The sequence below is a fragment of the Streptomyces sp. NPDC027962 genome, assembly GCF_055566095.1.
On the sequence record NZ_JBVHTA010000002.1, the window covers coordinates 213847 to 236653 of the forward strand.

The following is a 22807-nucleotide window of genomic DNA, read 5'->3' on the forward strand; positions in this document are numbered from 1 at the left end:
CCCGGAGCACCGTCAACGACCAGTCCAGGGCTTGTCCGGCACGCTGCCCTGCCCTTCGACGTGGTCCTGCTCGTACTGACGTTCCCCGTCCTGGTGTGGAGCACGGACGACCTGCACCGCAAGGCGTGACGCCGACAGATTGTCGACCTCCGCGCTCGAGGGCCGTTCGGCCCGGCCGGAGCGCCGCTCGGCCCCTCCCGCCGGGGTGACGTCGCTGCGAGGCTGAAGGCGCTGGAAGGAGGCCATGATGCTCACCCGGACGATCGACCTCATGACTGTGGAAAAGCTGGTCGGCAGCGCCATTGCCGCGCCCTCGATGCACAATGCCCAACCGTGGGCTCTCCGGTTCGTGCGCGACGGCGGACTGCTGCAGCTGCGCAGGGATCCGGCCCGTGCGATGCCGGTGACCGACCTGGGCGACCGAGCTCAACATCTCAGCTGCGGTGCGGCGCTGTTCAACCTTCGCGTCGCTGCCTCTCACGCCGGCTGGGAGCCGCAGATCAGTCTCCTGCCTGCCGCCGGCGAAGCCGAACTTCTCGCCGACATCACGTTCCGTCGTTCCGATGCCGATCGTGATCACATTGCCTGCCTGTTCCCGGCCGTCCCGCGGCGACGCACGAGCAGGGAACCGTTCACCGATGAACGCATCCCGGAGGAACTGCGCGACGGTCTGCGCGGTGCAGCGGTGGCAGAAGGCGCCCGGCTGACGTTCCTCGGCGAATGGCAGGTGCAGTCGGTGCTGGAACTGACCGAGGACGCGGCATACCTGGAGACCGCGGACGACGAGGGCCGCGCCGAGACAGCACGCTGGGTCCGCGCCGCCACCCCGGGGCCGCCGACGGACGGGATTCCGGTGTCCGCCCTGGGCCCCAGGCGCTACGACGGCCGGGCACCGGTCCGCGACTTCACTCCTCACAGCAGGCCCCAGGGTCAGGTCGCCGCTGTCTTCGAACGACAACCGTGCCTGGCTGTGCTGGGGACACCACAGGACAACCGGATGGACTGGCTGCACGCAGGTCAGGCCATGGAACGCGTGCTGCTGCAGGCCACACTCGACGGCCTGTCCACGTCGCTCAGCTCGCAGGCTCTCGAGTGGCCCGAACTGCGCTGGGCCGTGCGGGATCCGCTCGCCACGGGATGCGCGCAGATCCTGCTGCGGCTGGGCTACGGCCCTACTCCCGCGGCGACGCTGCGTCGGCCTGTGTCCGAGGTACTGGAGATCGTCTGATCCGAGGGACGGCAGTTCCTGTGCCGGCGCTTCCGGGGCCGGCACAGGAACTCTTTGTGTCAGCGTGTGTCAACGGCCGTGGTGTCCAGGTGGCACGCCCCGCTTCCCACCGGGCGGACCGGACGGAGAGCAGCGGCGATTGACCACCTACCCGGGACGCTTACCGGATGCTTCCTCCACGGTGGCCGGATGTGCGGCGACCTCCTGGCCCAGCTGGGCACGCACGTCGGCCGGTGGTCAGGAACACCGGGCAGGCACCGGTCGTGGCGGTGAAGCCCGGCGGCACGGGCAAGCCATGCGGATCATTGCCGCGAGGCCGGCGCCCTTGCGGCCGAGGAGGTCGGCCATGGCCCGGTCGCCCACGTACCGCGTCATGGTGATGCCCCTGCTTCCCCGGCGGCGACACTGCCCGTTGGCGCGGCCCGGTTGCTGGGGGCGGTGAGCCGGCAGCGCACGCCCACCACGCCTTCGACGGCCTGGGTGAGACGCTCGGCGACGGGTACGAGCGCTGCGTCGCGGACTCTTCCGGTGAGGGTGACCGTGCCCTGGCTGACCTCTACGCGGATGCTGCGGCAGGAGCCGGGGAACAGACGGTCGATGACGTCGTGGCGTATCTCGTCGGCCAGATCGGCGTCCGGCCGCAGGAAGACCTTCAAGAGGTCTCCCCGGCTGACGACGCCCTTGAGCGTGTCATCGGCATCCACGACGGGCAGGCGCTTGACGTGGTGTCGTGCCATCCTGCGTGCTGCCTGAGCGAGTGTGGCGGTGGCCTGGATGGTGACTGCCGGGCTCGACATGAGGTCTCTGGCGAGCAGCGCGCCGGCTTTCGCGTAGTCGGCCAGGTGCCCTCGCTGCTCGATCAGCATGGGCTTGGTGTCCCTCAGGGCCTCCTTGCGCAGGAGGTCGGCTTCGGAGACGACGCCGACGACCTTGCCTTCGCCTTCGAGGACGGGCACCGCGTTCACCTGCCACTGCCGCATGACGCGGACGATCTCATTGAACCGGGCGTCCAGGCCGACGGCGACGACGGTGGAGGTCATCACCTCGTTCACGGCGTGGGGTGACCGAGTTGTCATGACGACTCCCTTCCAACGGTGCGTGCCGAGGGATCCGCCCCGGCTCATGGGCCGCTAGGTGTCCTGCGGAACCACGGCCACCGGGCAGGTCGCATGGTGGAGCACGGCGTGCCCGACCCTGCCCAGCTGCATGCCGATGAGGCCCGTGCGCCGGCGCGCACCGACGATCAGCAGATCGGCTGCGGCGGACCGGTCAGTCAGGATCTTGGCGGCCGGGCCTTCGACGGTGGTGTGCCGCACATCCACGTCCGGGTGTGCGCGGGCGCCGGCGGCCAGCGCCTCGTCGAGCAGGGTCGCGGCCCTGTACTCGTGGAAGCGCGCAGAGTCCCCCGCGGCCAGTGGAAGGTCGCGACTTTCGTGCATGGGCTGCCGCCAGGCCCGCACCGCGTCCAGAACGGCACCGCGTGTGGCCGCTTCCCGGAAGGCGAACCGAACGGCCGCGGAGTTCACGTCCTGCCGGCCGACGCCGAGCAGCACGCGACGATGTGTTCGGCCAAGGCCGTCCTCCATGTCGCCCCGTACGACGATCACGGGGCACTGCGCGCGAGCGGCCAGGGCGAGGCTGACCGACCCCACGAGCAGGCCGACGATCTCGCCGCGGCCTCTGGACCCTGTGACAAGGGCTGTCGCGTGCCGGCTCTCTTCCAGCAGGGCCTGGACCGTGTCGTGCGGCAGTACCTCCGTGGTGACTTTCACGTCGGGTGCCCGCACGTGTACACGGTGCTCCGCCGTCCCCACGATGTTCCGGCCCAGTACTTGGGTGTCGGAGCGTCCCGGACTCACCGAGAGCGCAGCACCCTCGTACCGCTCCCATCGCGAGGCGTAGACCAAACGCAGGGGCAGGCCGAGTCGGGCGGCTTCATCAGCGGCCCAGTCCGTGGCACGGAGGCTGAACTCCGATCCGTCCACGCCGACGACCAGGGGTGACTCCGCCATTGTCCTCACCGCCTCACCGGTGACCCGTTCACCTGCTGTCACCGTCCCACCGGCCCTACCGGACCCAGTAGGGCCGGTCGGCCCAGTGCTGCGGCCACGAGGCCTACGTGGTTCGGTCAAGGCGGCCCGGCCCCCGGCTGGCGACCGCACGCCCCCGGCCCCCAGCACTGCGGCTACGCGCCATGGCAGGGGTGGATGCTCTTACGACCAGTGGATCAGCCCGGCGTGGATGCCGAGTCGGGGGCTGCCAGGGGGACCCGCCACACCAGGCGGGTGCCGCCGTTCGGCCCGGGGCCGGTGTCGAGGCTGCCGTTCAGGGCCAGGGCCCGTTCGCGCATGTTGTTCAGCCCACTTCTGGGTGCTCCCGCCGGGATTCCCACTCCGTCGTCGGTGACGGTCAGCCTCAGCTCGTCGGTCGACACCGATACCTGGACGTCGACCGTCTTGGCGTGCGCATGGCGGGCCACGTTGCTCAGCGCTTCGACAAGCACAGAAACCAGATGCTGTCCCACTACGCCGTCGGTGCGGGTGTCGAGCAGACCCTCGACCCGTAGGGCAGGCGAGAACCCCAAGGAGGCGGCTGATTCCTGAACCGCCTTGACCACCGCGCCACGGAGGGACTGCGCGACTGCGGCATCGTGGTTGCGCAAACCGAAGATCGTGGACCTGATGATCTTGATGGTGGCATCCAGGTCATCCACCGCGCGCTGCAGTCTCTCCGTCGCCTGAGGGTGGTCGACGAATCGCTGCGCGCTCTGCAACGTCATGCCGGTGGCGAACAGTCTCTGAATGGCCAGATCATGCAGATCGCGGGCGATGCGGTCACGGTCCTCCAGCAGCGCCATCTCCTGGGCATCGCTGCGCCGATCTGCCAACTCCATCGCCAGGGCAGTCTGGTTCGCGAAGCTCATCAGGGGCGTCGACTCCGCATCACTGAACGGCTGCCGTCCCTTCTCCCGGGCCAGCAGGAGGACGCCCCGCACGCTCCTGTCGGTCCCGAGCGGTACCGCGATGGCCGGCCCGAGACCTGTCCACCGCCCGGCGTCCGAGATTGCACTTTCCTCGCCTTCGAGGTCCAAGGTGCGTGCGGACCGGCCCTCGAAGGCAGCCGCCACCAGCCCTTCCGCCGTCGACAGCAGTGCACCTTTGTGCCGTTCGGCACCTTGCCCGGCAGCGATCGCGGTACGCAGGCGTCCTGTGCCCTCGGCCGGTACCGCGATCATGCCGAGATCTGCCGGCACGAAGGACCGGGCGTGCTCCAGAACCAGTTCGAGAACATGGGCCCGCGGCATCGAGGACAGCAGCGCGCTGGTGACCTCCGAGCCGGCTGCCGACCAGCGTTCACGCCGCCGTGCCTCCTCGTAGAGCCGCGCGTTCTCGATGGCGATGCCGGCGGCCACTGCCAGCGTGGAGACGACCGACTCGTCCTCGGCGTCGAACTCCGCACCGCCCCGCTTCTCCGTGAGGTAGAGATTGCCGAAGACCTCCTGCCGCACCCTGATCGGCACTCCGAGGAACGACCGCATCGGAGGATGGTTCGGCGGGAACCCGTACGACGCCGAGTGTGCGGACAGGTCCGCCAGCCGCAGTGGAACCGGATTGCGGATCAGCTCACCCAGGAGTCCGTGGCCGCTCGGCAGATCGCCGATGGCAGCCCACTGCTCCTGCGTGATTCCGACGGGGATGAACTCGGAGAGCATCCGATCCTCGCCGATCACACCGAGCGCCCCGTACTCGGCATCCACGAGCGCCGTTGCCGTTTCGACGATCCCCCTCAGGACCTGCGGAAGGTCCAGCCCGCGGCCGACCGACAGAACAGCCTCGAGCAGACCGTGCACCCGGTCCCGCATGCCGCGAACGGCCTCGACGCGGACCTGCACCTCCTCCAGCAACTCGTCCAACCGCAGCTTCGACAGCTGGCCGACGCCTTCCGGACTGACGCTCATCGTGCCTCCGAGGCCTGGAAGCGGCCTTCACCACTTTCTACCGTAGGACCCCCGGCTCTCGGTGTCCTTGGCCTTCTGCTCACATCCGGCACTGCGGCGGCAAGACCGATCAGTTCACTGATCAGCTCATCGTGCCCCGATTCCAGGTCGAGAGCCGGCAGGACCGGCCTCTGCGCGGGACCTCGGGCTGATACCGCCTTACGCCGGACGGGAACGCGACAGGGACAGGGCCCGTTCGGCCCTGGCGGTACGGAGCCGACAGGTCCACGATCGAATCATGGGCCCGATCCCCTGGGAGCCGAGATGACCGAGGCACCGGTCTTTGCCGCGCAGTCGCCCATCAGAGTCTTCCTCCTGGACGACCACGAAGTGGTACGCCGAGGCGTCACCGACCTGCTCGACGCCGAGCCGGACATCGAGGTGGTGGGAGAGGCCGCCTCCGCCGCTCAGGCGCTCGCCCGAGGACCGGCACTGCGCCCGCACGTGGCCGTCCTCGACGTGCGCCTGCCGGACAGTGACGGCATCACGGTGTGCCGCGAGCTCCGCGACCGAATGCCCGGCCTTGCCTGCCTGATGCTGACGTCCTTCGACGACGAGGAAGCCCTGCTCGACGCAATCATGGCGGGGGCCGCCGGCTATGTGCTGAAACAGATCAAGGGAACCGACCTGGTCGCGGCGATCCGTACGGTCGCAGCAGGGCAATCCATGCTGGACCCCGCAACCACCGCTCGACTGATGCACTCACTGCGTGGCCCCGCTGCGCCGCATCACGAAGAGGACGAGCGGCTGGCCGTCCTGTCGGAGCGGGAACGCGCTGTCCTGGACCTGGTGGGTGAAGGCCTGACCAACAGCCAGATCGGTAAGCGTCTCTACCTGTCGGAGAAGACGGTGAAGAACCACATCTCACGACTGCTGTCCAAACTCGGTGTCGAGCGACGGGTACAGGCGGCGGTCATAGCTGCCCAGGTTCACGAACACGAAGAGCAGCAGCACTGAGCTGCATCAGGCCGGCCGCCGCGTACCACCCCCGAGCGGCGAGTCACGGAGCGGACCCTGTCCTTTCAAGATCTTCGGCTGTGTGCCCGGTGCCCGGTGCGCGCACCGGGCACCGGTGAACCTCAGAGCGGCTGATCCGGCCAGTCCAGCAGGCGGGCCCCGATGACCGCCGTCTGGAGGGTGTAGCGGTCGACGGGGTCGCCGGGGTCGGCGTCCGTCAGCTGGTGGATCCGCTCCAGCCGGTAGGTCATCGCCCGCACGCTCAGCGACAGCCGCCGCGCGGCCTCGGCCGCTACGCAGCCGGTGTCGAAGTACGCGGCGAGGGTGTCGATCAGCGGCCGGGCGCCACCCCGGGCCTGCTCGAGCGGGCCGAGGACGGTACGCACCAGGTCGGCCATCGCCTGTCGGTCGCGGGTGAGCACCGGGTAGACCAGGAGGTCCCCCGCGTACAGCACCGGGTCGTCCAGGTGCATGCGGGTGGCCAGGTCCAGGGCGTTGAGCGCCTCTTCGTAGGAGTGGACGACACCGCCGACGCCCGGATGGGGGCGGCCGACCGCCACACGCCCGCCGTCGGTCGCGGCGTACGCCTGCTTGGCGAAGAACGAAAGGACGTCGCCCTGGTCACCGGGGGCGATACAGATCAGCCGGCCGTTCTTCGTGGTCAGAAGGATCCGGCGGCCACCGAAGCGGGACGTGAGGGCCGATTCGATGCCGCGGGTGACGGAGTACCCGTCGTCGTACGGCTCCGGACCCTCTGCGACGGCGACCGCGTGGGCGTGGGACAGCAACAGCCCGAAACGCGCCGCCCGTTCCGCGAGCCGACCCGGATCGCTGCGACCGTGGAGCAGGTCGTCGATGAACTCGCGCCGCGAGGCCTCCTGCTGGCGGATCGCGAGCCGCTGCGCCCGCTCGTGGCCTTCCGCGAAGGCGTCCACCGCCTGCTCGACCGCCGCGAGAAGGCGGTCGGCGGCCGCGCCACGCACATCCGCGTGGACGACCTGGGCGGCGGACAGATGGGCGCGGACCATCAGCCGCAGTCCAAGGCCGGCCTCGGCTGCCCGCTCGCCCTGGGCCCGCAGCGCTTCGAGCTCGTCCCGGGTCAGCTTTCTGCCGGTGGCACAGGCGCCGGCCAGGGTCTGGGCATACCCCTGTAGATACTCGTCGGCCGTGTCCCGCTCCGCCATGACCCCTCCCCGTTCCTGACGCGCAGATGACGTCTTTCTGACGCGTCAACGTCAAGGGTGGCATGCGGATGCCGGGGGGCGGCCACCGGCATCAAGAGAGCGTAATGATTGCCGGTTGACGGCAATGCGGGAAGGCGTGCCGTCCTGTCAGCATGAGCTGGCCGGGGCCTGGTGAACGGGACACATGCCGGAGCACGGAAAGCAGCACGCCGCTGCCACAGAACAAGGGGGTAGAGACATGGGCGAGTTCCTGCACGCCACCGCAACCTTCCCCGCTGTGCTGTTCACCGCAGCCCTCGCGGTCGTCATCGGCTTCTGGATGCTGGTGCTGGTCGGCGGAGCCGACCCGGACAGCTTCGACGCGGACGTGGACAGCAGCGCCCTGGGCCTCGGCGGAGTCCCCGTCTCGGTGTCGGCCTCACTGCTGATCGCCCTGTCCTGGTTCTTCAGCGTCACCGGGTCCGTGCTCCTCTCCCTCACAGGGTGGCCCGACGCCCTGGTCGACGTGCTCGGTGTCCTCGTGCTGTTCGCCTCCCTCGTCGGTTCCTGGCGGCTGACCCGCGTGTTCCGGCGGCCACTGGCCAAGCTCTTCCCTGATGAACCCGGGCCGTCTCGGCAGGACTTCGTCGGCCTGACCTGCACCATCCGCACAGGGCGGGTGGACGCGAACTTCGGTCAGGCGGAAGTCACGGCCCGGGACGGCTCAGCCGCCGTCGTCCAGGTCCGTCAGAACGACGGTGCCCGGTTGGAACTCGGCAGCACCGGGCTGCTGTACGCGTACGACGACGCCGGAGAGTTCTTCTGGGTCGCGCCGTTCGACAAGGCGCTGGACCCCCGCGGCTGACCCACCGCCCTCCCACTTCAGCTCCCACCCTTCGATCCGGGGATTGCTCATGGATGCCATCACCTGGGGTATCGGCGTGCTCGTCGCCGTTGTCCTGCTCATCGCCATCGCCTTGCTGTTCGTGATCAGCCGGCTGTTCCGCAAGGTGGAACAGGGCAAGGCACTGATCGTGTCGAAGATGCGGAAGGTCGACGTCACCTTCACCGGCCAAGTCGTCCTGCCCGTCCTGCACAAGGCCGAGGTCATGGACATCTCGGTGAAGACCATCGACATCAGCAGGACCGGCCGCGACGGCCTGATCTGCCGCGACAACATCCGCGCCGACATCCGCATCTCGTTCTTCGTACGGGTCAACAAGACCGTCGAGGACGTCATCAAGGTCGCCCAGGCCATCGGTACGACGCGGGCCAGTGACAAGGCCACGCTGCAGGAGCTGTTCAACGCCAAGTTCTCCGAGGCCCTCAAGACGGTCGGCAAGCAGCTCGACTTCACGGACCTCTACACGAAGCGGGACGAGTTCCGGGACCGGATCATCCAGGTCATCGGCACCGATCTGAACGGCTACAGCCTCGAGGACGCGGCGATCGACTACCTGGAGCAGACGCCGCTCGCACAGCTGGACGCCTCCAACATCCTCGACGCACAGGGCATCCGGAAGATCACCGAGCTGACCGCCGTCGAGCACGTGCGCACCAACGAGTTCCAGCGCACGGAGGAGAAGGAGATCACCCGCCAGAACGTCGACGCCCGCGAAGCCATCCTGGAGCTGGAGCGCCGTCAGGTGGACGCCGAGACCAAGCAGAAGCGGGAGATCGAGACCGTACGGGCCCGCGAGGAGGCAGAGACCGCCCGGGTGGTCGAGGAGGAGCGGCTGCGTGCCCAGAGCGCCTTCCTGAAGACCGAGGAGCAGCTCGGCGTCCAGCGGGAGAACCAGGCCCGCGAGGTGGCCGTCGCGCAGAAGAACCGCGAGCGGGTCATCGCCATCGAGAACGAGCGCATCGAGAAGGACCGGCTGCTCGAAGTCATCGCCCGCGACCGGGAGACCGAACTCACCCGCATCTCCGCCGAGAAGGAGGTCGAGGGGGAGCGCCGCGAGATCGCCGAGGTCATCCGGGAGCGGGTCGCGGTGGACCGCACGGTTGCCGAGCAGGAGGAGTCCATCAAGAAGCTGCGTGCCGTCGAGGAGGCGGAGCGCAACCGGCAGGCCGTCGTCATCGCCGCAGAGGCCGAGGCGCAGGAGCAACTGGTCAAGGACATCAAGGCGGCCGAGGCCGCCGAGCAGGCCGCGATCCACCGGGCAGCCGAGGAACTCACCCTCGCCGAGGCCCGCAACAAGACCGCCGACATGGACGCCCGCGCCAAGATCCGCCTCGCCGAGGGCATCCAGGCCGAAGCCGCCGCCGAGGGGCTCGCCGCCGTCCAGGTCCGCGAGAAGGAAGCGGACGCCATCGAGAAGGCGGGCCTCGCCGAGGCCGGCGCGACCGAGGCACGGCTGCGCGCCGAGGCCGCCGGTACCCGCGAAAAGGCCCTCGCGGAGGCCACCGCCATCGGGGAGAAGCTCAAGGCCGAGGCCGCGGGCCTCACCGAGAAGGCCGCCGCCATGGCGGCACTGGACGAGGCGTCCCGCACGCACGAGGAGTACCGGCTGCGCCTGGAGGCGGAGAAGGACATCCGGCTCGCCGGGCTCGACGTCCAGCGGCAGATCGCCGAGGCACAGGCCACGGTGCTCGCCACCGGCCTGGAGAACGCCGACATCAACATCGTCGGCGGAGAGTCCGTCTTCTTCGACCGCCTTGTGCAGTCCATCTCGCTCGGCAAGAGCGTCGACGGATTCATGGACAGCTCGCGGACCGCGCAGGCGCTCGCCGGACCGTGGCTGGACGGTTCCGCCTCCTTCACCGAGGACCTGACGAAGGTGCTGGGCTCGGTGTCCACCGCCGACGTGCAGAACCTGACGGTGTCGGCGCTGCTGATGAAGCTCATGCCTGCCGGGTCCGGACAGCTCGACGAGCTGATCGGCAAGGCGCGGCAGCTGGGCCTGGCGGACATGCCGGTAGCCGAGCTCGCCGGCCTGAACGGCACCGCGAAGAGCTGACCATCGGGTTCCACATCTGCCGGAGCTGCCGCGCGGGGGGCGGCAGCTCCGGAGCCATTCACCGATACGAGGGAGCGGGACAGTGACAGGGACCGGTACAGGGAGCGGTCTGGACGCCGGTACGTACGAGGTGCTGCGGGACCGCCTCGCTGATCGGGCCGCCGAGCTGGCCCGGCGGGCCGACGCCCTCAACAGCGCACGTGTGGAGGCTTTCGGCGGCTCTGAACTCGCCCTGACCGGCACCGAGCACATCCGTACCGAACACAGCGTCGTAGCCCGCGACATCGTGGCTGTGGCCGACGCGCTGCTCGTGGGCCACGAGGCCCCGGCAACCGATGCCCTCGGGCTCTACGACCGCGACATGAACCGCCTTCCGGACGACGCGGTTCCCGGACTGCTCGATGATCCGGCCTTCGTGCGCGAATCGGCGGAGCTGCACCGCTACTTCCAGGGTGCGCGGCTCCTCCGGCTCCGCCGGGTGGAGGGCAAGCTGCTCGCCGTCTTCCGGACCGGGGAGCAGGCCGACGACATCCGGGTCCTGCGCTGGGCACTGCACCCGTCGGGCGAGGTGCGGTTCCTCGACGCCCGGGGCGAACGTGACCACGTTTTCCCCGACCCTTACGACTTCACGTGGACGGCGGCGACCCGCGACGACCACGTCCTCGGTCGCCACCCGCACATCGCCGTCGCCGACGGCACGGTCTACGTCTCGACGGTCGGCGGGACACTCACCGTGAAGACCGAGGACGACACCGAGACCGACGAGGGCATCCACAGCGAGCCGGTCGACGAGCCGCTGCAGTCCCTGGCGGACGCCGACGTGGCGTACGCGGTCATCGGCGCCCTGCTCCTGCTGCGGGTCCGGCCCTACAAGGAGGACGCCTGGCGGTACCTGGTCTTCCATACGCTCACGAAGACCGTGGTCCGGCTGGACGGCATCGGCCAGTCCTGCCGCCGGCTCCCCGACGACCAGGGCGTCGTCTTCCCCGGCGGCTACTGCCTGGCCGCCGGCGGGGTGAAGACCTTCGACACCGACACCTCCGGCATGGAGTTCGAAAGGGCCGTCCGCTCGCCCAACGGCGAGGACGTGCTGTTCGCGTTCCACGCCCGGACGACGGGCCGCACCCTGCTGCTCTCCTACAACCTCATCCGCAAGGAGGTCGCTCCACCCCTGGCCTGCCGGGGCTACGCCCTCTTCGACGACGGGATCCTCACGGTCCTGCGCACCGAATCGGACCAGCCCGCACGCGTGCACCCGGTCCAGGTGTGGCGAACCCCGTACCTCTCCGATACCTTCACCGCCCCGGCGGACGGTGGAGTACTCACCCGCATGGGCAACGCCGACCTCGTGCGCGGCATCTCGGACTGCCTCGCCGTCGCCCGACAGGCCGCCGAGACCGCCGCCACGGCCGAGCTGTACGAAGCGCTGGTTGCCGCCTGCGCCCGGGCCGCCGACCGCTACCACTGGCTCGGCGACCAGGAGGCCGGCGACCTGCGCACCCCGCTGGACGAGGTGCGGACCACAGCCGAGCAGGTGCTGGCGGAGTTCGCGTCCGTACAGTCACTGACCAAGCAGGCGGCCGAAGCGCTCGCGGAGGCGGCGGAGGACCTTCGGCGCCTGGTGAGGCGGGTGCGCGGAGAGGCCCCCGCCACCGCCGAGGAGTGGATCGAGCGCATCACCGCACTGCGCCGGGCGCAGGGCCGCCTGGTGACCCTGAAGGAGATGCGGTACGCGGACACGCAGGCCGTCGACGCGCTCGCGCAGGACGCGGAGACCCACATCGTCTCCACCGCGCGGCGGGCCGTGGCCTTCCTCCACCGCGACGACGCCTTCGCCGCCCACCACGCGGAAGTGGAGCGGCTCACGACGGCTGCCGGCGAGATCACCACCGCCGCCGGGGCGCTCCCGGTCACCGAGCGACTCGACGAGCAGGTCTTCGGCCTCCAGAGCCTCACCGAGGTCGTCGCCGGCCTGGACATCGGCGACGCGACGGTGCGCACCGCCATCATGGAACGGATCGCCGAGGTGCTGGGCGGGCTGAACCGGGCCCGCGCGACCCTGGTCGCCCGGCGCCGTGACCTCCTCGACCAGGAGGGGCGGGCGGAATTCGCCGCGGAGTTCGCGCTGCTCGCCCAAGCGGTCACCGGCGCGCTGGCCGCGGCGGACACCCCGGAGACCTGCGACGACCAGTTGGCCCGGCTGCTGCTCCGACTGGACACGCTGGAGTCGCGCTTCGCCGACCACGACGGCTTCCTCACCGAGATCGCCGCCAAGCGCACCGAGGTCCACGACGCGTTCTCCGGCCGCAGGCAGACGCTCCAGGACGCTCGCGCCCGCCGCGCCGAGCGCCTCGCGGCCTCGGCCGAGCGGGTCCTGGAGACGATCACCCGCCGGGCCGCCGGGCTGGACAGCCTGGACGCGGTCAACACCTACTTCGCCTCCGATCCCATGGCCGCGAAGGTCCGCCGTACCGCCGACGAGCTGCGGGATCTCGGCGACCAGGTGCGTGCGGAGGAGCTGGAGGGACGGCTGAAGGCCGCCCGCCAGGAAGCCGGCCGGGCGCTGCGGGACCGTACCGAGATGTTCGAGGACGGCGGCGACACCATCCGCCTCGGCGCCCACCGGTTCGCCGTCAACACCCGGGCCCCCGAGCTCACGGTCGTACCGGGAGCGGACGGCGGAATGGCCTTCGCCCTCACGGGCACGGACTACCGCCGCCCGGTCACCGATCCGGACTTCGCGGACACCACCGCCTACTGGGACCAGCTCCTGCCCTCCGAGAACGCGGAGGTCTACCGGGCGGAGTACCTCGCCGCGCGGCTGCTTGCCGAGCACGGAGCGGAAGCTCTGGCGGAAGCGGATCTGGCGACGCTCGTGCGGGAGGCAGCTGAAGCCGCGTACGACGAGGGGTACGAGCGCGGCGTCCACGACCACGACGCGACGGCCATCATCTCCGCCCTGCTGGCCCTGCACGAGCAGGCCGGACTGCTGCGCTACCCGGCAGCCGACCGCGCCGCCGCCCAGCTCTTCTGGGCCCACTGCACCACCCCTGAGACCCGGGCGGCGTGGGCCGGCGAAGCCGCCTCGCTGGTGCGGGCCAGGGAGACGTTCGGATCGGTCCCGGCACTCGGCGTGCTGCGCACCGAGCTGGCCCGGGCCGGATCACTGTCCGGCCGCGCCGCCGAATACCTCGTCGAGGAGCTGGCGACCGGCGAGACCTTCGCGACGGGTCCCGCGGCCCGCACCCTGCTCGACAAGTTCCGCCGGGCGGTGGGCTCCTCGCCGTACGCCGAGGACGTGCGCACCCGGCTCGCAGACGGTGACCTGGCCTCCGCGCAGCGGCTGGTGGAGGGCTGGCTCGTCTCGTACGCCGCTTCCTGCGGCGAGGACATCGACGACGGGGACCTGGCCGAAGCCGTGGCCATCGAGACCTGCCCGGACCTGGACCGCCACGACCTGGACGGGGCCCTCGCCACCCGGGTGGAGCCACTGCTCGGCGCACACCCGAGGATCGACCGCCGGGGCTTGCGCCTGCGCCTCGACGAGTTCCTGGCCAGGACCGGGGACTTCGACGAGCGGGTGGTACCCGGCTTCCGGGCGTACCAGCGGCACAGAAGCACACTCGTCGCGGCCGAGCGCCGACGGCTGCGCCTCGACGAGTACCGGCCGCGCGTCATGTCCTCGTTCGTACGGGGCCGCCTCGTCGACGAGGTGTACCTGCCGCTCGTCGGCGACAACCTGGCCAAACAGATCGGCGCCGCCGGGGACGGCAAGCGGACCGACCAGCACGGTCTGCTGCTGCTCGTCTCGCCGCCCGGCTACGGCAAGACGACCCTGATGGAGTACGTCGCCGACCGCCTCGGCCTCCTCCTGGTCAAGGTCGACGGACCGGCCCTCGGGCACGGCGTCACCTCCCTCGACCCCAAGGAGGCGCCGAACGCAACCGCCCGCCAGGAGATCGAGAAGATCAACTTCGCGCTGGAGGCGGGCAACAACGTCCTGCTGTACCTCGACGACATCCAGCACACCTCACCGGAACTGCTGCAGAAGTTCATCCCCCTGTGCGACGCCACCCGCACCCTGAACGGCCACGACCTGCGCGGCAAGCGCTTCGCCGTCTGCATGGCCGGAAACCCCTACACCGAGGCGGGGCAGCGCTTCCGCATCCCCGACATGCTCGCCAACCGCGCCGATGTGTGGAACCTCGGCGACGTCCTGACCGGCAAGCAGGACGCCTTCGCGTTCAGCTTCGTCGAGAACGCCCTCACCTCGAACCCGGTCCTCGCCCCCCTGGCCGGACGTGACCGCACCGACCTGGAGCTACTGGTACGGCTGGCCACCAGCGACGCCTCAACCCACCCGGACCGGCTCACCCACTCCTACGCACCCGCCGAACTCGACCGGCTCCTCGCGGTGCTGCGCCACCTGCTGACGGCCCGTGAGACGGTCCTCGCGGTCAACGAGGCGTACATCGCCTCCGCCGGCCAGAGCGAGGTCACCCGCACCGAACCCCCCTTCCAGCTCCAGGGCTCCTACCGCAACATGAACAAGATCGCGGCACGTATCTCCCCGGCCATGAACGAGGCGGAACTCGCCGCCGTGATCGATGACCACTACGCCGGCGAGGCCCAGACCCTCACCACCGGAGCCGAGGCCAACCTGCTGAAGCTGGCCACCCTGCGCGGCGAACTCACCGAGGGCCAGGCCGACCGCTGGGCGGCCGTCACCGCGGCGTACACCCGGGCCCAGGCCCTCGGCGGCTCCGGCGACGACGCCATCGGCCGGGCGGTCGCCGCCCTCGGCCTGCTGGCCGACCGGATCGCGGCCGTCGAGACGGCGATCGCACGCGCCGCGGATCCCCGCCACATGCTCAGCCGCCCACCTGCCCGACACGCGGCCCGCCCGGAAGGCGCCACGGACCGATGACACATCGCCCGCGGACAGATGCGCCGGGAAGACCGGTCGTTGCTCCGAGACACCACCGCGAGTGAAGGGTGCGGTTTGCGGCATGTGAAGCGCAGGTAAACGGGTGCCGGATTCTGTGATTACCGTCACATGTGTACGGTCGCTTCCGGCCTTTCGTGGCCGCGCCGCTTCATGCGGTGGAGCTCGACGTGGCGGAGACGGTCGTACATGGCCACGACCGCACAGCAACTCGCTGGACGAGATGGGCGACCTGCTGGGAGGGAGGGTCTCCGCAGCCGCCGGCCCGACCGGGCGCACAGCGGTGTCTGCCGCGTAAAACGGCCGGAGGAGCAGAGGGGATCATGACGCAGGACTCTTCGGTAGCGTCAGGGTATGAGTCATCCACATCCCGAATTGAAAGCCGCTCCTCCGCTGCCCGCAGGAGGACTGAGGGTCGTCGCACTGGGCGGCCTGGGCGAGATCGGTCGCAACATGACCGTCTTCGAGCACGCGGGCAAGCTGCTCATCGTCGACTGCGGTGTGTTGTTCCCCGAGGAGACACAGCCCGGGGTCGACGTGATCCTTCCCGACTTCACCTCGATCCGGGACCGCCTCGACGACATCGTGGCCGTGGTCCTGACCCATGGCCACGAGGACCACATCGGTGGCGTCCCCTATCTGCTGCGTGAGCGGAACGACATTCCCGTCGTCGGTTCCAAACTGACGCTGGCCTTCCTGGAGGCCAAGCTGAAGGAGCACGGAATCAGACCGCGCACGGTGCGGGTGCGGGAGGGCGACCGGCGGGGATTCGGTCCCTTCGACTGCGAGTTCGTCGCCGTCAACCACTCGATCCCGGACGGGCTCGCAGTCGCCATCCGCACGGGTGCCGGCATGGTGCTGCACACGGGTGACTTCAAGATGGACCAGTTCCCCCTGGACGAGCGCATCACCGACCTGCGTGCGTTCGCCCGGCTCGGGGAGGAGGGCGTGGACCTGTTCCTCACCGACTCCACCAACGCCGAGGTGCCCGGCTTCACCACCTCCGAGCGCGAGTTGAACCCCGCGATCGAGCAGGTCCTGCGCACCGCCCCGCGGCGGGTCATCGTCTCCAGTTTCGCCAGCCATGTGCACCGCATCCAGCAGGTGCTGGACGCCGCTCATCAGCACGGACGCAAGGTCGCCTTCGTGGGGCGGTCGATGGTCCGCAACATGGGGATCGCGCGCGAGCTCGGCTACCTGAAGGTGCCCTCCGGCCTGGTGGTCAGCATGAAGGAAATGGAGAAGCTGCCGGACCACAAGATCGCCCTGGTGTGCACCGGATCGCAGGGCGAGCCGATGGCCGCGCTCTCCCGGATGGCCAACCGCGACCACGTGATCCGTATCGGCAAGGGCGACACGGTCCTGCTGGCGAGCTCCCTGATCCCGGGCAACGAGAACGCCATCTACCGGGTGATCAACGGCCTGACCCGCTGGGGCGCCAACGTCGTCCACAAGGGCAACGCCAAGGTGCATGTCTCCGGCCACGCCAGCGCCGGCGAACTCGTCTACTGCTACAACATCGTCAAGCCGCGCAACGTCATGCCCGTGCACGGCGAATGGCGCCACCTGCGAGCCAACGGCGATCTGGCGATCCGTACCGGCGTCGACCCGGACCGGGTGGTGATCGCCGAGGACGGCGTCGTCGTCGACCTGGTCGACGGGCGCGCCTCGATCACCGGCAAGGTGCCTGCGGGCAATGTCTATGTCGACGGCATGACGGTCGGCGGTGCCACCGAGGCGTCCCTGAAGGACCGCCTCACCCTGGCCGAGGAAGGCGTCGTCACCGTGGTCGCCATCGTCGATGCCGACACCGGAGCCCTCGCGGAGACACCGGACTTCCTGGCCCGGGGATTCGTGCACGACGACACCACGTTCGAGCCGGTCATCCCGGTGATCGAGAAGACCCTGGCCACCGCGGCCGAGGAAGGCGTCGGCGATGCCCACCAGCTCGAACAGCTGATCGCCCGCGCAGTGGCCGCCTGGGCGTTCCGTACCTACCGCCGGAAGCCGCTCATCATCCCCGTGATCATCGACGCCTGACGACGCCTGAGGCCCCCTGCGCCTGACGCCGTGACATCCGGGGCGGCTCGAGGCGCGACGCCCGACGCGTGACACCCGAGGCGTGAGACTGACGCCTGCACCCGAGGCGTGAGACCTGACGCCTGACACTCGACGACAGCGGAAGGGCGAACGGATGAGCCGGCGTTTCGAGGAGATCGACTGGCGTCCTACCCCGATGGGCGACATCAGCCTGCGGCGTCGGCGGGACCCGGCGTCGGGCGAGGACGTCTACGAGGTGAAGCTCGGGGACGAGTTCCTGATGTCGAGCCTCTTCACAGCAGGGGAGATCGCACTGGCCCGGTTCGGCCTGGCGATGCTGCCCGCCGTCGCCGAACTGGACGTCGCTGTCGGGGGCCTTGGCCTTGGCTACACGGCGCGAACAGCGCTGGACGACCCGCGGGTGCGTTCCCTGATCGTCGTGGAGGCGCTCGGTGAGGTGATCGAGTGGCACAAGCGGGAGCTGGTGCCGCTGGGTGCCGGGCTGGTGTCCGACCCCCGCTGCCGGCTGGTCCACGGCGACTTCTTCGCCGCCGTGGACGACGCGCGCGGGCTGGATCCCGAAGAGCCCGGCCGCCGTTTCCACGCCGTTCTGCTCGACGTCGACCACTCGCCCCGTCATGTGCTGCACCCGAGCCACGCTTCGCTCTACCGGCCCGCCGGACTGGAGGCGTTGGCCGGCCGCCTTCACCCCGACGGCGTCTTCGCCCTGTGGTCGAACGACCCGCCGGACGAGGAATTCACCGCCGTGCTCGGCCAGGTCTTCGCGGAATCCGAAGCCCACGTCGTCGAGTTCGACAACCCCTTGCAGCAGGCGACTGCGGCCAACACCGTCTACCTGGCGAGGAGGAAGGGAACGGGCTGAGAGCCGGGGCGGCGCGTCCGCCTCGGGCTGGGCCGGTCGCTCGGGAGCGCTGGGTATCCGCCTCGGTCGGGCCGGTCACCGCCTCGAGTTGGGCCGGTCGGCTCAGCAGCGCTGCGGGGAGCGGGACCCATTTTTACGCTGACTGAATGATCATCAGACCTGTTTCCAGGATGGCTCTCTGCGGCGCCGCGGTTTTCATGGCCGGCGCCCTTACCCTCCTCCCGGCTCCCGTTGCGGCGGCCCCGCTGGACGACCCTCCTCCCCGATCGGCGTCCTCCGGCTCGTCACGGCTGGACGAGCCGGGGACGCACGTGGAGCTGCGCGACGGGGCGCCCGATCTGCCGGACGACGTGTCCGCTCTGTCGTGGCTGGTGGCCGATGCGGAGTCCGGCGATGTCCTGGCCGCTCACGACGCACACCGGCCGTTGCCGCCGGCCAGCACGATGAAGACCCTGTTCGCCCTGACCGCGCTGCCCGGGCTTTCCGGGACGGACATGCACACGGTCACCGGCGACGAACTCGCCACCGTGGGTGAGGGCAGCAGCCTGGTGGGCGTCGCCCCCGGCAATACCTACCGGGTGGCCGACCTGTGGCGGGGCGTCTTCCTCAGCTCGGGCAACGACGCGGTGCACGTACTGGCCGAGATGAACGGAGGCTGGGAGGAGACCGCCGACCAGATGCAGGACAAGGCCCGCAGTCTGGGCGCGCTGGACACCAAAGTCGTCTCGCCGGACGGCTACGACGCCCCGGGCCAGGTCTCCTCGGCGTACGACCTGGCCGTCTTCGGACGGGCCGGGCTGGCGATCCCGGAGTTCGCCGACTACGCGTCGACCGTCGACGCCCAGTTCCCCGGCGACACCGACAGCGACGGGACGCCGACCTGGACATACGGCATCCTCAACACCAACCGGCTGCTGACCGGAGCGGGCGGGGTCGAGGCCTATCCGGGCCTGATCGGCATCAAGAACGGCTACACGACCGAGGCCGGTCACACGCTGATCGCCGCGGCCCGCCGCGACGGCCGCACGATCCTGGTGACGGTGATGAACCCTCAGCAAACCGGCGGCCAAGCCTTGTACGGGGAGGCGCGGGACCTGCTCGACTGGGGCTTCGACGCTGCGGATCACGTCAGCCCCGTGGATTCACTGCAGCCGCCCGAGACCCGCGCGGATCCCCCCGCGCGGCAGGTGATTCCCCATGCCGGACCGCGACCCGTCGCACCGGAGCCGCTGCCGGCACCGGAACCTCCGCCGGGGGGCGGGGAGTACGAGGACGGGAGCGGGAGCGCATACGTCTGGACCGGCGGCGTCGTCGCGGCCGCGTTCCTGACCGCGGGCCTCATCGTGGTGCGCAGGAACCGCGCCCCGGTGCCGTGGGGCCGGATTGTTCCTGCCCGCAGGGCGGCCTCTGTCATGGTGCGGCGGCTGCGGCTTCGGCTCCGCCGGCGTGCTGCGGACCTGTGAGCGCACGTGACTCCGCACACGGGTCTGCAAGCCCGCGCGCATCTGTGAGCACACGCGATGTTTCACGTGGAACACCCGCGGATGGAGATCGTTTCCGCTTCCTCGGGGGAGACGGCTGCGCGGGCCCGGCGGTACGGTCGTGAGCACGTGATGTTCATGGCGTCCACAGGCGCCGGGGGAGGCAGTGGGCATGAGCGAGTCGGCAGCGCCGGTGCCGGAGCAGCGGCTGGATTCCCGCGCGAGCGGTGCCGGTATGAAGGGTGACACCGGCCGGGGCGGTTCCGGCGGCGACATACGTATCCCTGAGGTGCCGGGCTTCGCGTCCCGTGCCGAGATCTCGGGCGCCGGCAGGTCGCCGAAGAACGCGGGCAAGGCCCTGCGCAGCCGGGTACCGCGCTCGGCGCACGACTCGCTGGTGCTCACGACAGGGCGGCCCGATGCGGTGCAGGCCGTCGAAGAGTCCAGCCGCGGACGGGTGCCGGGGCTCACTCCGATAAGGGTGGGCAGGATGGCGGCCTCGCCGTTCGCCTTCCTGCGGGGCGCGGCCGGGCTGATGGGCCACGACCTGGTGGGCACGCCCGTGACCGGCATCAGCGCACAGATCTGCGGTGACGCGCACGCAGCGAACTTCGGGCTGTACGGGGACGTCCGCGGCCACCTCGTCATCGATCTCAACGACTTCGACGAAACCGTCGTCGGCCCGTGGGAGTGGGACCTCAAGCGCCTTGCGGTGTCCCTGGTGCTGGCGGGACGGGTGGCGGGTGTCGACGAGGACATCTGCCGCGCGGCTGCGTTCGACACCGTGGGCGCCTACCGGCGCACCATGCGGTTGCTGGCCAAGCTGCCCGCGATCGAGGCGTGGAACGCGAAGGCCGACGAGGAACTCGTCTCGTACACCGACGCGCGGGACCTGGTGGGAACGCTGGAGCGGGTCGCGGCCAAGGCCCGCAACAACACCAGCGCGCGCTTTGCCGCCAAGGCGACGGAGGCCGTGGCGGACGGCGACAACCCACAGGGGGGTGGCCGCCGGTTCGTGGACGCCCCGCCGGTCCTGCGCCGGGTGCCCGACGCGGAGGCGGCGGCAGTCGCCGCCTCGCTCGGGCCGTATCTGGCGACCGTCGGTGAGGACAGGCTCCCGCTGCTCGCCCGTTATGCGATTTACGACGTCGCCTTCCGGGTGGTGGGGACGGGAAGCGTCGGAACACGGTCGTATGTGGTGCTGCTCCTCGACCACCGGGGCGATCCGCTGGTGCTGCAGGTGAAGGAGGCCCGGGCCTCGGCGCTGGTGCCCCATCTGGCCGCCGCCGGTTTCCAGGTCCCGGACGTGGAGCACGAGGGCCGGCGGGTGGTGCTCGGGCAGAAGCGCATGCAGGTGGTCAGCGACAGTCTGCTCGGCTGGACGACGGTGGAGGGGCGCCCGTTCCAGGTCCGGCAGTTCAGGAACCGCAAGGGCAGTGTGGACCCCGCGGCGCTCACGGCCGACCAGCTCGACGACTACGGCCGGATGACCGGTGCCCTGCTGGCCCGGGCCCATGCCCACAGCGCCGACCCGCGGCTGCTCGCCGGATACTGCGGCAAGAACGAGGAGCTGGAGGAGGCTGTGGCGACGTTCGCGGTGGCGTACGCGGACCGCACGGAGGCCGACCACGCGGATCTGCTGACGGCGGTCAAGAACGGCCGGATAGCCGCTGAACTGGGCGTGTGACAGCAAGCCCGGCAGCGCCCGTAGTCTGGACCGGTGACTCAGGATGCCGCCGGGGGACCGACGACCCGGAACGACGACGCACAGCAGGCAGCGGACCAGGACGAGCAGGCGCGGCCCGAGGCCCGCCTTGCCAAGGCTGTGGGGGCGGCCGAGCACGCGCTGATCGAGTTCGAGATCGCGGTGGAGACGTTCCGGGTGGAGGTGGAGAACTTCTCCCGGCTGCACCATCAGAAGCTCGGGCCGATGTACGCGCGCCTCGACGAGCTCGACGCCCAGATCGCCGAGGCGCGGGCGGCGCGCAGCGGCGACCCCGAGGACCTGCGCAAGGCGCAGGAGGCACGGGCCATGGTGCTGCCGATGCCCGGCGTCGACGAGCTGTTCCACGACTGGATGGACTCCGAGGGCCTCTCCCCCGAGGCCTCCGCGATGCTCACCGACCAGCCCGTGCGGGCACCGAGGCGGGTCAGGCCCAGCGAAGAGGCACGCAAGCTCTACCGCGAGCTGGCCCGCAAGGCGCATCCCGACCTGGCCCAGGACGAGACGGAGCGGGCGCGGCGCGAGGAGTTCATCACGCGGGTGAACGCCGCATACGGGCTCGGTGACGCGGCGCAGCTCAAGGCACTCGCGGAGGAATGGGCCGCCGGGCCGGTGCCGGCCGCGCCGCGCCCCAGCGAGAGCGAGGAGCTGTACGCCCGGCTGGAGTGGCTCGCGCAACGCAAGGAACTGCTGACCGCGGTGGCCCGGGAGCTGGAGGAAGGCGCCATCGGAGCGATGCTGCGGATGGCGCCGGACGACCCGGACCGTCTTCTGGAGGAGATCGCTGAGCAGCTGCTGGCACAGGTGGGCGAGCGTGAGGCAGAACTGGCCGCCCTGGTGGAGTAGGTTGCCTGGGGCCCTCGGGTCGCAGGGCCCGACCGGCGGACGGGGCGCGTGCCCCTCGTGAGGCGGCGCGCTTCTCTGCAGGCGGCGCGGCGTCTGTAGGACCCGCGGCTGCCGCGACACGAACAGACACGTACGAGAGAAGGCATCACCCATGAACTTCGCCCCGCTGCCCTCGGTGGAAGCCGCGGCGGTACCGGCCGACGGCCTGGTGCTGGACGTGCGGGAGGCCGACGAGTGGGCGGCCGGACACGTCGACGGCGCGCTGCACGTCCCCATGAGTGACTTCGTGGCCCGCTTCGGCGAGGTCACGGAGGCGGTCACCGACGGGCGCCGCGCGTATGTGATGTGCCGGGTGGGGGGCCGGTCCGCGCAGGTCACCCAGTACCTCGTGCAGCAGGGCATCGACGCCGTGAACATCGACGGCGGAATGCTCGCCTGGGACGGCGCCGGACGCCCGATGGTCACCGAGGACGGCAGCCCCGCCTTCGTGCTCTGACGGCAGCGACGCGGGAAGGCTGCGGTGGCGCTGTGGGAGCCGCGCGCCGGCTCACAGCACTAGGGCGTGTTTCGAAAGTCCCGCCTGG

At 70.3% G+C, this 22807-nt stretch carries 16 protein-coding genes; 11 read left to right on the forward strand and 5 right to left on the reverse strand.

Annotated features, from left to right (window positions below; all coding sequences use genetic code 11):
* Positions 1-12 precede the first annotated feature (12 nt).
* On the reverse strand, positions 13-273 hold the full coding sequence (locus ACZ4SA_RS02670) for a hypothetical protein (protein ID WP_468269021.1): 261 nt from the start codon (positions 271-273) through the stop codon (positions 13-15).
* On the opposite strand from ACZ4SA_RS02670, the gene ACZ4SA_RS02675 reads away from it, so the two are divergent.
* On the forward strand, positions 272-1228 hold the full coding sequence (locus ACZ4SA_RS02675; protein WP_468269024.1) for an Acg family FMN-binding oxidoreductase: 957 nt from the start codon (positions 272-274) through the stop codon (positions 1226-1228). The two genes, ACZ4SA_RS02670 and ACZ4SA_RS02675, sit on opposite strands and share 2 nt — an antisense overlap.
* Before the next feature lie 371 nt (positions 1229-1599).
* Here ACZ4SA_RS02675 and ACZ4SA_RS02680 read toward each other — a convergent pair whose 3' ends face one another.
* From ACZ4SA_RS02680 to ACZ4SA_RS02690, 3 genes are all read right to left on the reverse strand, one after another.
* Positions 1600-2304 (reverse strand): CBS domain-containing protein, encoded by a 705-nt coding sequence (locus ACZ4SA_RS02680; RefSeq protein ID WP_468269027.1) that lies wholly within the window; start codon positions 2302-2304, stop codon positions 1600-1602.
* A 54-nt stretch (positions 2305-2358) separates the two neighbouring features.
* Entirely contained in the window at positions 2359-3240 is an 882-nt protein-coding gene (locus ACZ4SA_RS02685) for a universal stress protein (RefSeq protein ID WP_468269030.1), read from the reverse strand.
* Between the two features lie 215 nt (positions 3241-3455).
* Entirely contained in the window at positions 3456-5186 is a 1731-nt protein-coding gene (locus ACZ4SA_RS02690) for a sensor histidine kinase (RefSeq protein ID WP_468269033.1), read from the reverse strand.
* Between the two features lie 303 nt (positions 5187-5489).
* Between ACZ4SA_RS02690 and ACZ4SA_RS02695 the strand changes: the two genes are divergently transcribed.
* Positions 5490-6182 carry a response regulator gene (locus ACZ4SA_RS02695; RefSeq protein ID WP_468269036.1) on the forward strand — a complete coding sequence of 231 codons (693 nt, stop codon included), beginning with the start codon at positions 5490-5492 and terminating at the stop codon, positions 6180-6182.
* A 122-nt stretch (positions 6183-6304) separates the two neighbouring features.
* On the opposite strand, the gene ACZ4SA_RS02700 is transcribed toward ACZ4SA_RS02695, so the two are convergent.
* Positions 6305-7366 carry a PucR family transcriptional regulator gene (locus ACZ4SA_RS02700; RefSeq protein WP_468269039.1) on the reverse strand — a complete coding sequence of 354 codons (1062 nt, stop codon included), beginning with the start codon at positions 7364-7366 and terminating at the stop codon, positions 6305-6307.
* 238 nt (positions 7367-7604) lie between these two features.
* On the opposite strand from ACZ4SA_RS02700, the gene ACZ4SA_RS02705 reads away from it, so the two are divergent.
* From ACZ4SA_RS02705 to ACZ4SA_RS02745, 9 genes are all read left to right on the forward strand, one after another.
* A complete protein-coding gene (locus ACZ4SA_RS02705) occupies positions 7605-8210 on the forward strand; it encodes a hypothetical protein (protein WP_468269042.1) in 606 nt (201 codons plus the stop codon).
* A 49-nt stretch (positions 8211-8259) separates the two neighbouring features.
* Entirely contained in the window at positions 8260-10305 is a 2046-nt protein-coding gene (locus ACZ4SA_RS02710) for a flotillin family protein (RefSeq protein ID WP_468269044.1), read from the forward strand.
* A gap of 82 nt (positions 10306-10387) precedes the next feature.
* The gene (locus ACZ4SA_RS02715; RefSeq protein WP_468269047.1) at positions 10388-15232 is read left to right on the forward strand and encodes a DNA repair ATPase; all 4845 of its coding nucleotides are present in this window, start codon (positions 10388-10390) and stop codon (positions 15230-15232) included.
* A 372-nt stretch (positions 15233-15604) separates the two neighbouring features.
* Complete coding sequence (locus ACZ4SA_RS02720; RefSeq protein WP_468269050.1) at positions 15605-17290, forward strand: ribonuclease J; 1686 nt, start codon at positions 15605-15607, stop codon at positions 17288-17290.
* Between the two features lie 154 nt (positions 17291-17444).
* Entirely contained in the window at positions 17445-18173 is a 729-nt protein-coding gene (locus ACZ4SA_RS02725) for a polyamine aminopropyltransferase (protein WP_468269053.1), read from the forward strand.
* Between the two features lie 146 nt (positions 18174-18319).
* On the forward strand, positions 18320-19636 hold the full coding sequence (locus tag ACZ4SA_RS02730; RefSeq protein ID WP_468269056.1) for a D-alanyl-D-alanine carboxypeptidase family protein: 1317 nt from the start codon (positions 18320-18322) through the stop codon (positions 19634-19636).
* Positions 19637-19889: 253 nt separating this feature from the next.
* The gene (locus ACZ4SA_RS02735; protein ID WP_468269268.1) at positions 19890-21341 is read left to right on the forward strand and encodes a DUF2252 domain-containing protein; all 1452 of its coding nucleotides are present in this window, start codon (positions 19890-19892) and stop codon (positions 21339-21341) included.
* A 33-nt stretch (positions 21342-21374) separates the two neighbouring features.
* The gene (locus tag ACZ4SA_RS02740; RefSeq protein WP_468269059.1) at positions 21375-22223 is read left to right on the forward strand and encodes a J domain-containing protein; all 849 of its coding nucleotides are present in this window, start codon (positions 21375-21377) and stop codon (positions 22221-22223) included.
* Positions 22224-22374: 151 nt separating this feature from the next.
* The gene (locus ACZ4SA_RS02745) at positions 22375-22719 is read left to right on the forward strand and encodes a rhodanese-like domain-containing protein (protein ID WP_468269061.1); all 345 of its coding nucleotides are present in this window, start codon (positions 22375-22377) and stop codon (positions 22717-22719) included.
* Positions 22720-22807: the final 88 nt, after the last annotated feature.

Bases quoted from the DNA above. Each gene is read 5' to 3' on its own strand.
- ACZ4SA_RS02675 (WP_468269024.1), top strand. From the start codon at position 272: ATGACTGTGGAAAAGCTGGTCGGCAGCGCCATTGCCGCGCCCTCGATG.
- ACZ4SA_RS02670 (WP_468269021.1), bottom strand. From the start codon at position 273: ATGAGGTCGATCGTCCGGGTGAGCATCATGGCCTCCTTCCAGCGCCTT.
- ACZ4SA_RS02680 (WP_468269027.1), bottom strand. From the start codon at position 2,304: ATGACAACTCGGTCACCCCACGCCGTGAACGAGGTGATGACCTCCACC.
- ACZ4SA_RS02685 (WP_468269030.1), bottom strand. From the start codon at position 3,240: ATGGCGGAGTCACCCCTGGTCGTCGGCGTGGACGGATCGGAGTTCAGC.
- ACZ4SA_RS02690 (WP_468269033.1), bottom strand. From the start codon at position 5,186: ATGAGCGTCAGTCCGGAAGGCGTCGGCCAGCTGTCGAAGCTGCGGTTG.
- ACZ4SA_RS02695 (WP_468269036.1), top strand. From the start codon at position 5,490: ATGACCGAGGCACCGGTCTTTGCCGCGCAGTCGCCCATCAGAGTCTTC.
- ACZ4SA_RS02700 (WP_468269039.1), bottom strand. From the start codon at position 7,366: ATGGCGGAGCGGGACACGGCCGACGAGTATCTACAGGGGTATGCCCAG.
- ACZ4SA_RS02705 (WP_468269042.1), top strand. From the start codon at position 7,605: ATGGGCGAGTTCCTGCACGCCACCGCAACCTTCCCCGCTGTGCTGTTC.
- ACZ4SA_RS02710 (WP_468269044.1), top strand. From the start codon at position 8,260: ATGGATGCCATCACCTGGGGTATCGGCGTGCTCGTCGCCGTTGTCCTG.
- ACZ4SA_RS02720 (WP_468269050.1), top strand. From the start codon at position 15,605: ATGAGTCATCCACATCCCGAATTGAAAGCCGCTCCTCCGCTGCCCGCA.
- ACZ4SA_RS02725 (WP_468269053.1), top strand. From the start codon at position 17,445: ATGAGCCGGCGTTTCGAGGAGATCGACTGGCGTCCTACCCCGATGGGC.
- ACZ4SA_RS02730 (WP_468269056.1), top strand. From the start codon at position 18,320: ATGATCATCAGACCTGTTTCCAGGATGGCTCTCTGCGGCGCCGCGGTT.
- ACZ4SA_RS02735 (WP_468269268.1), top strand. From the start codon at position 19,890: ATGAAGGGTGACACCGGCCGGGGCGGTTCCGGCGGCGACATACGTATC.
- ACZ4SA_RS02745 (WP_468269061.1), top strand. From the start codon at position 22,375: ATGAACTTCGCCCCGCTGCCCTCGGTGGAAGCCGCGGCGGTACCGGCC.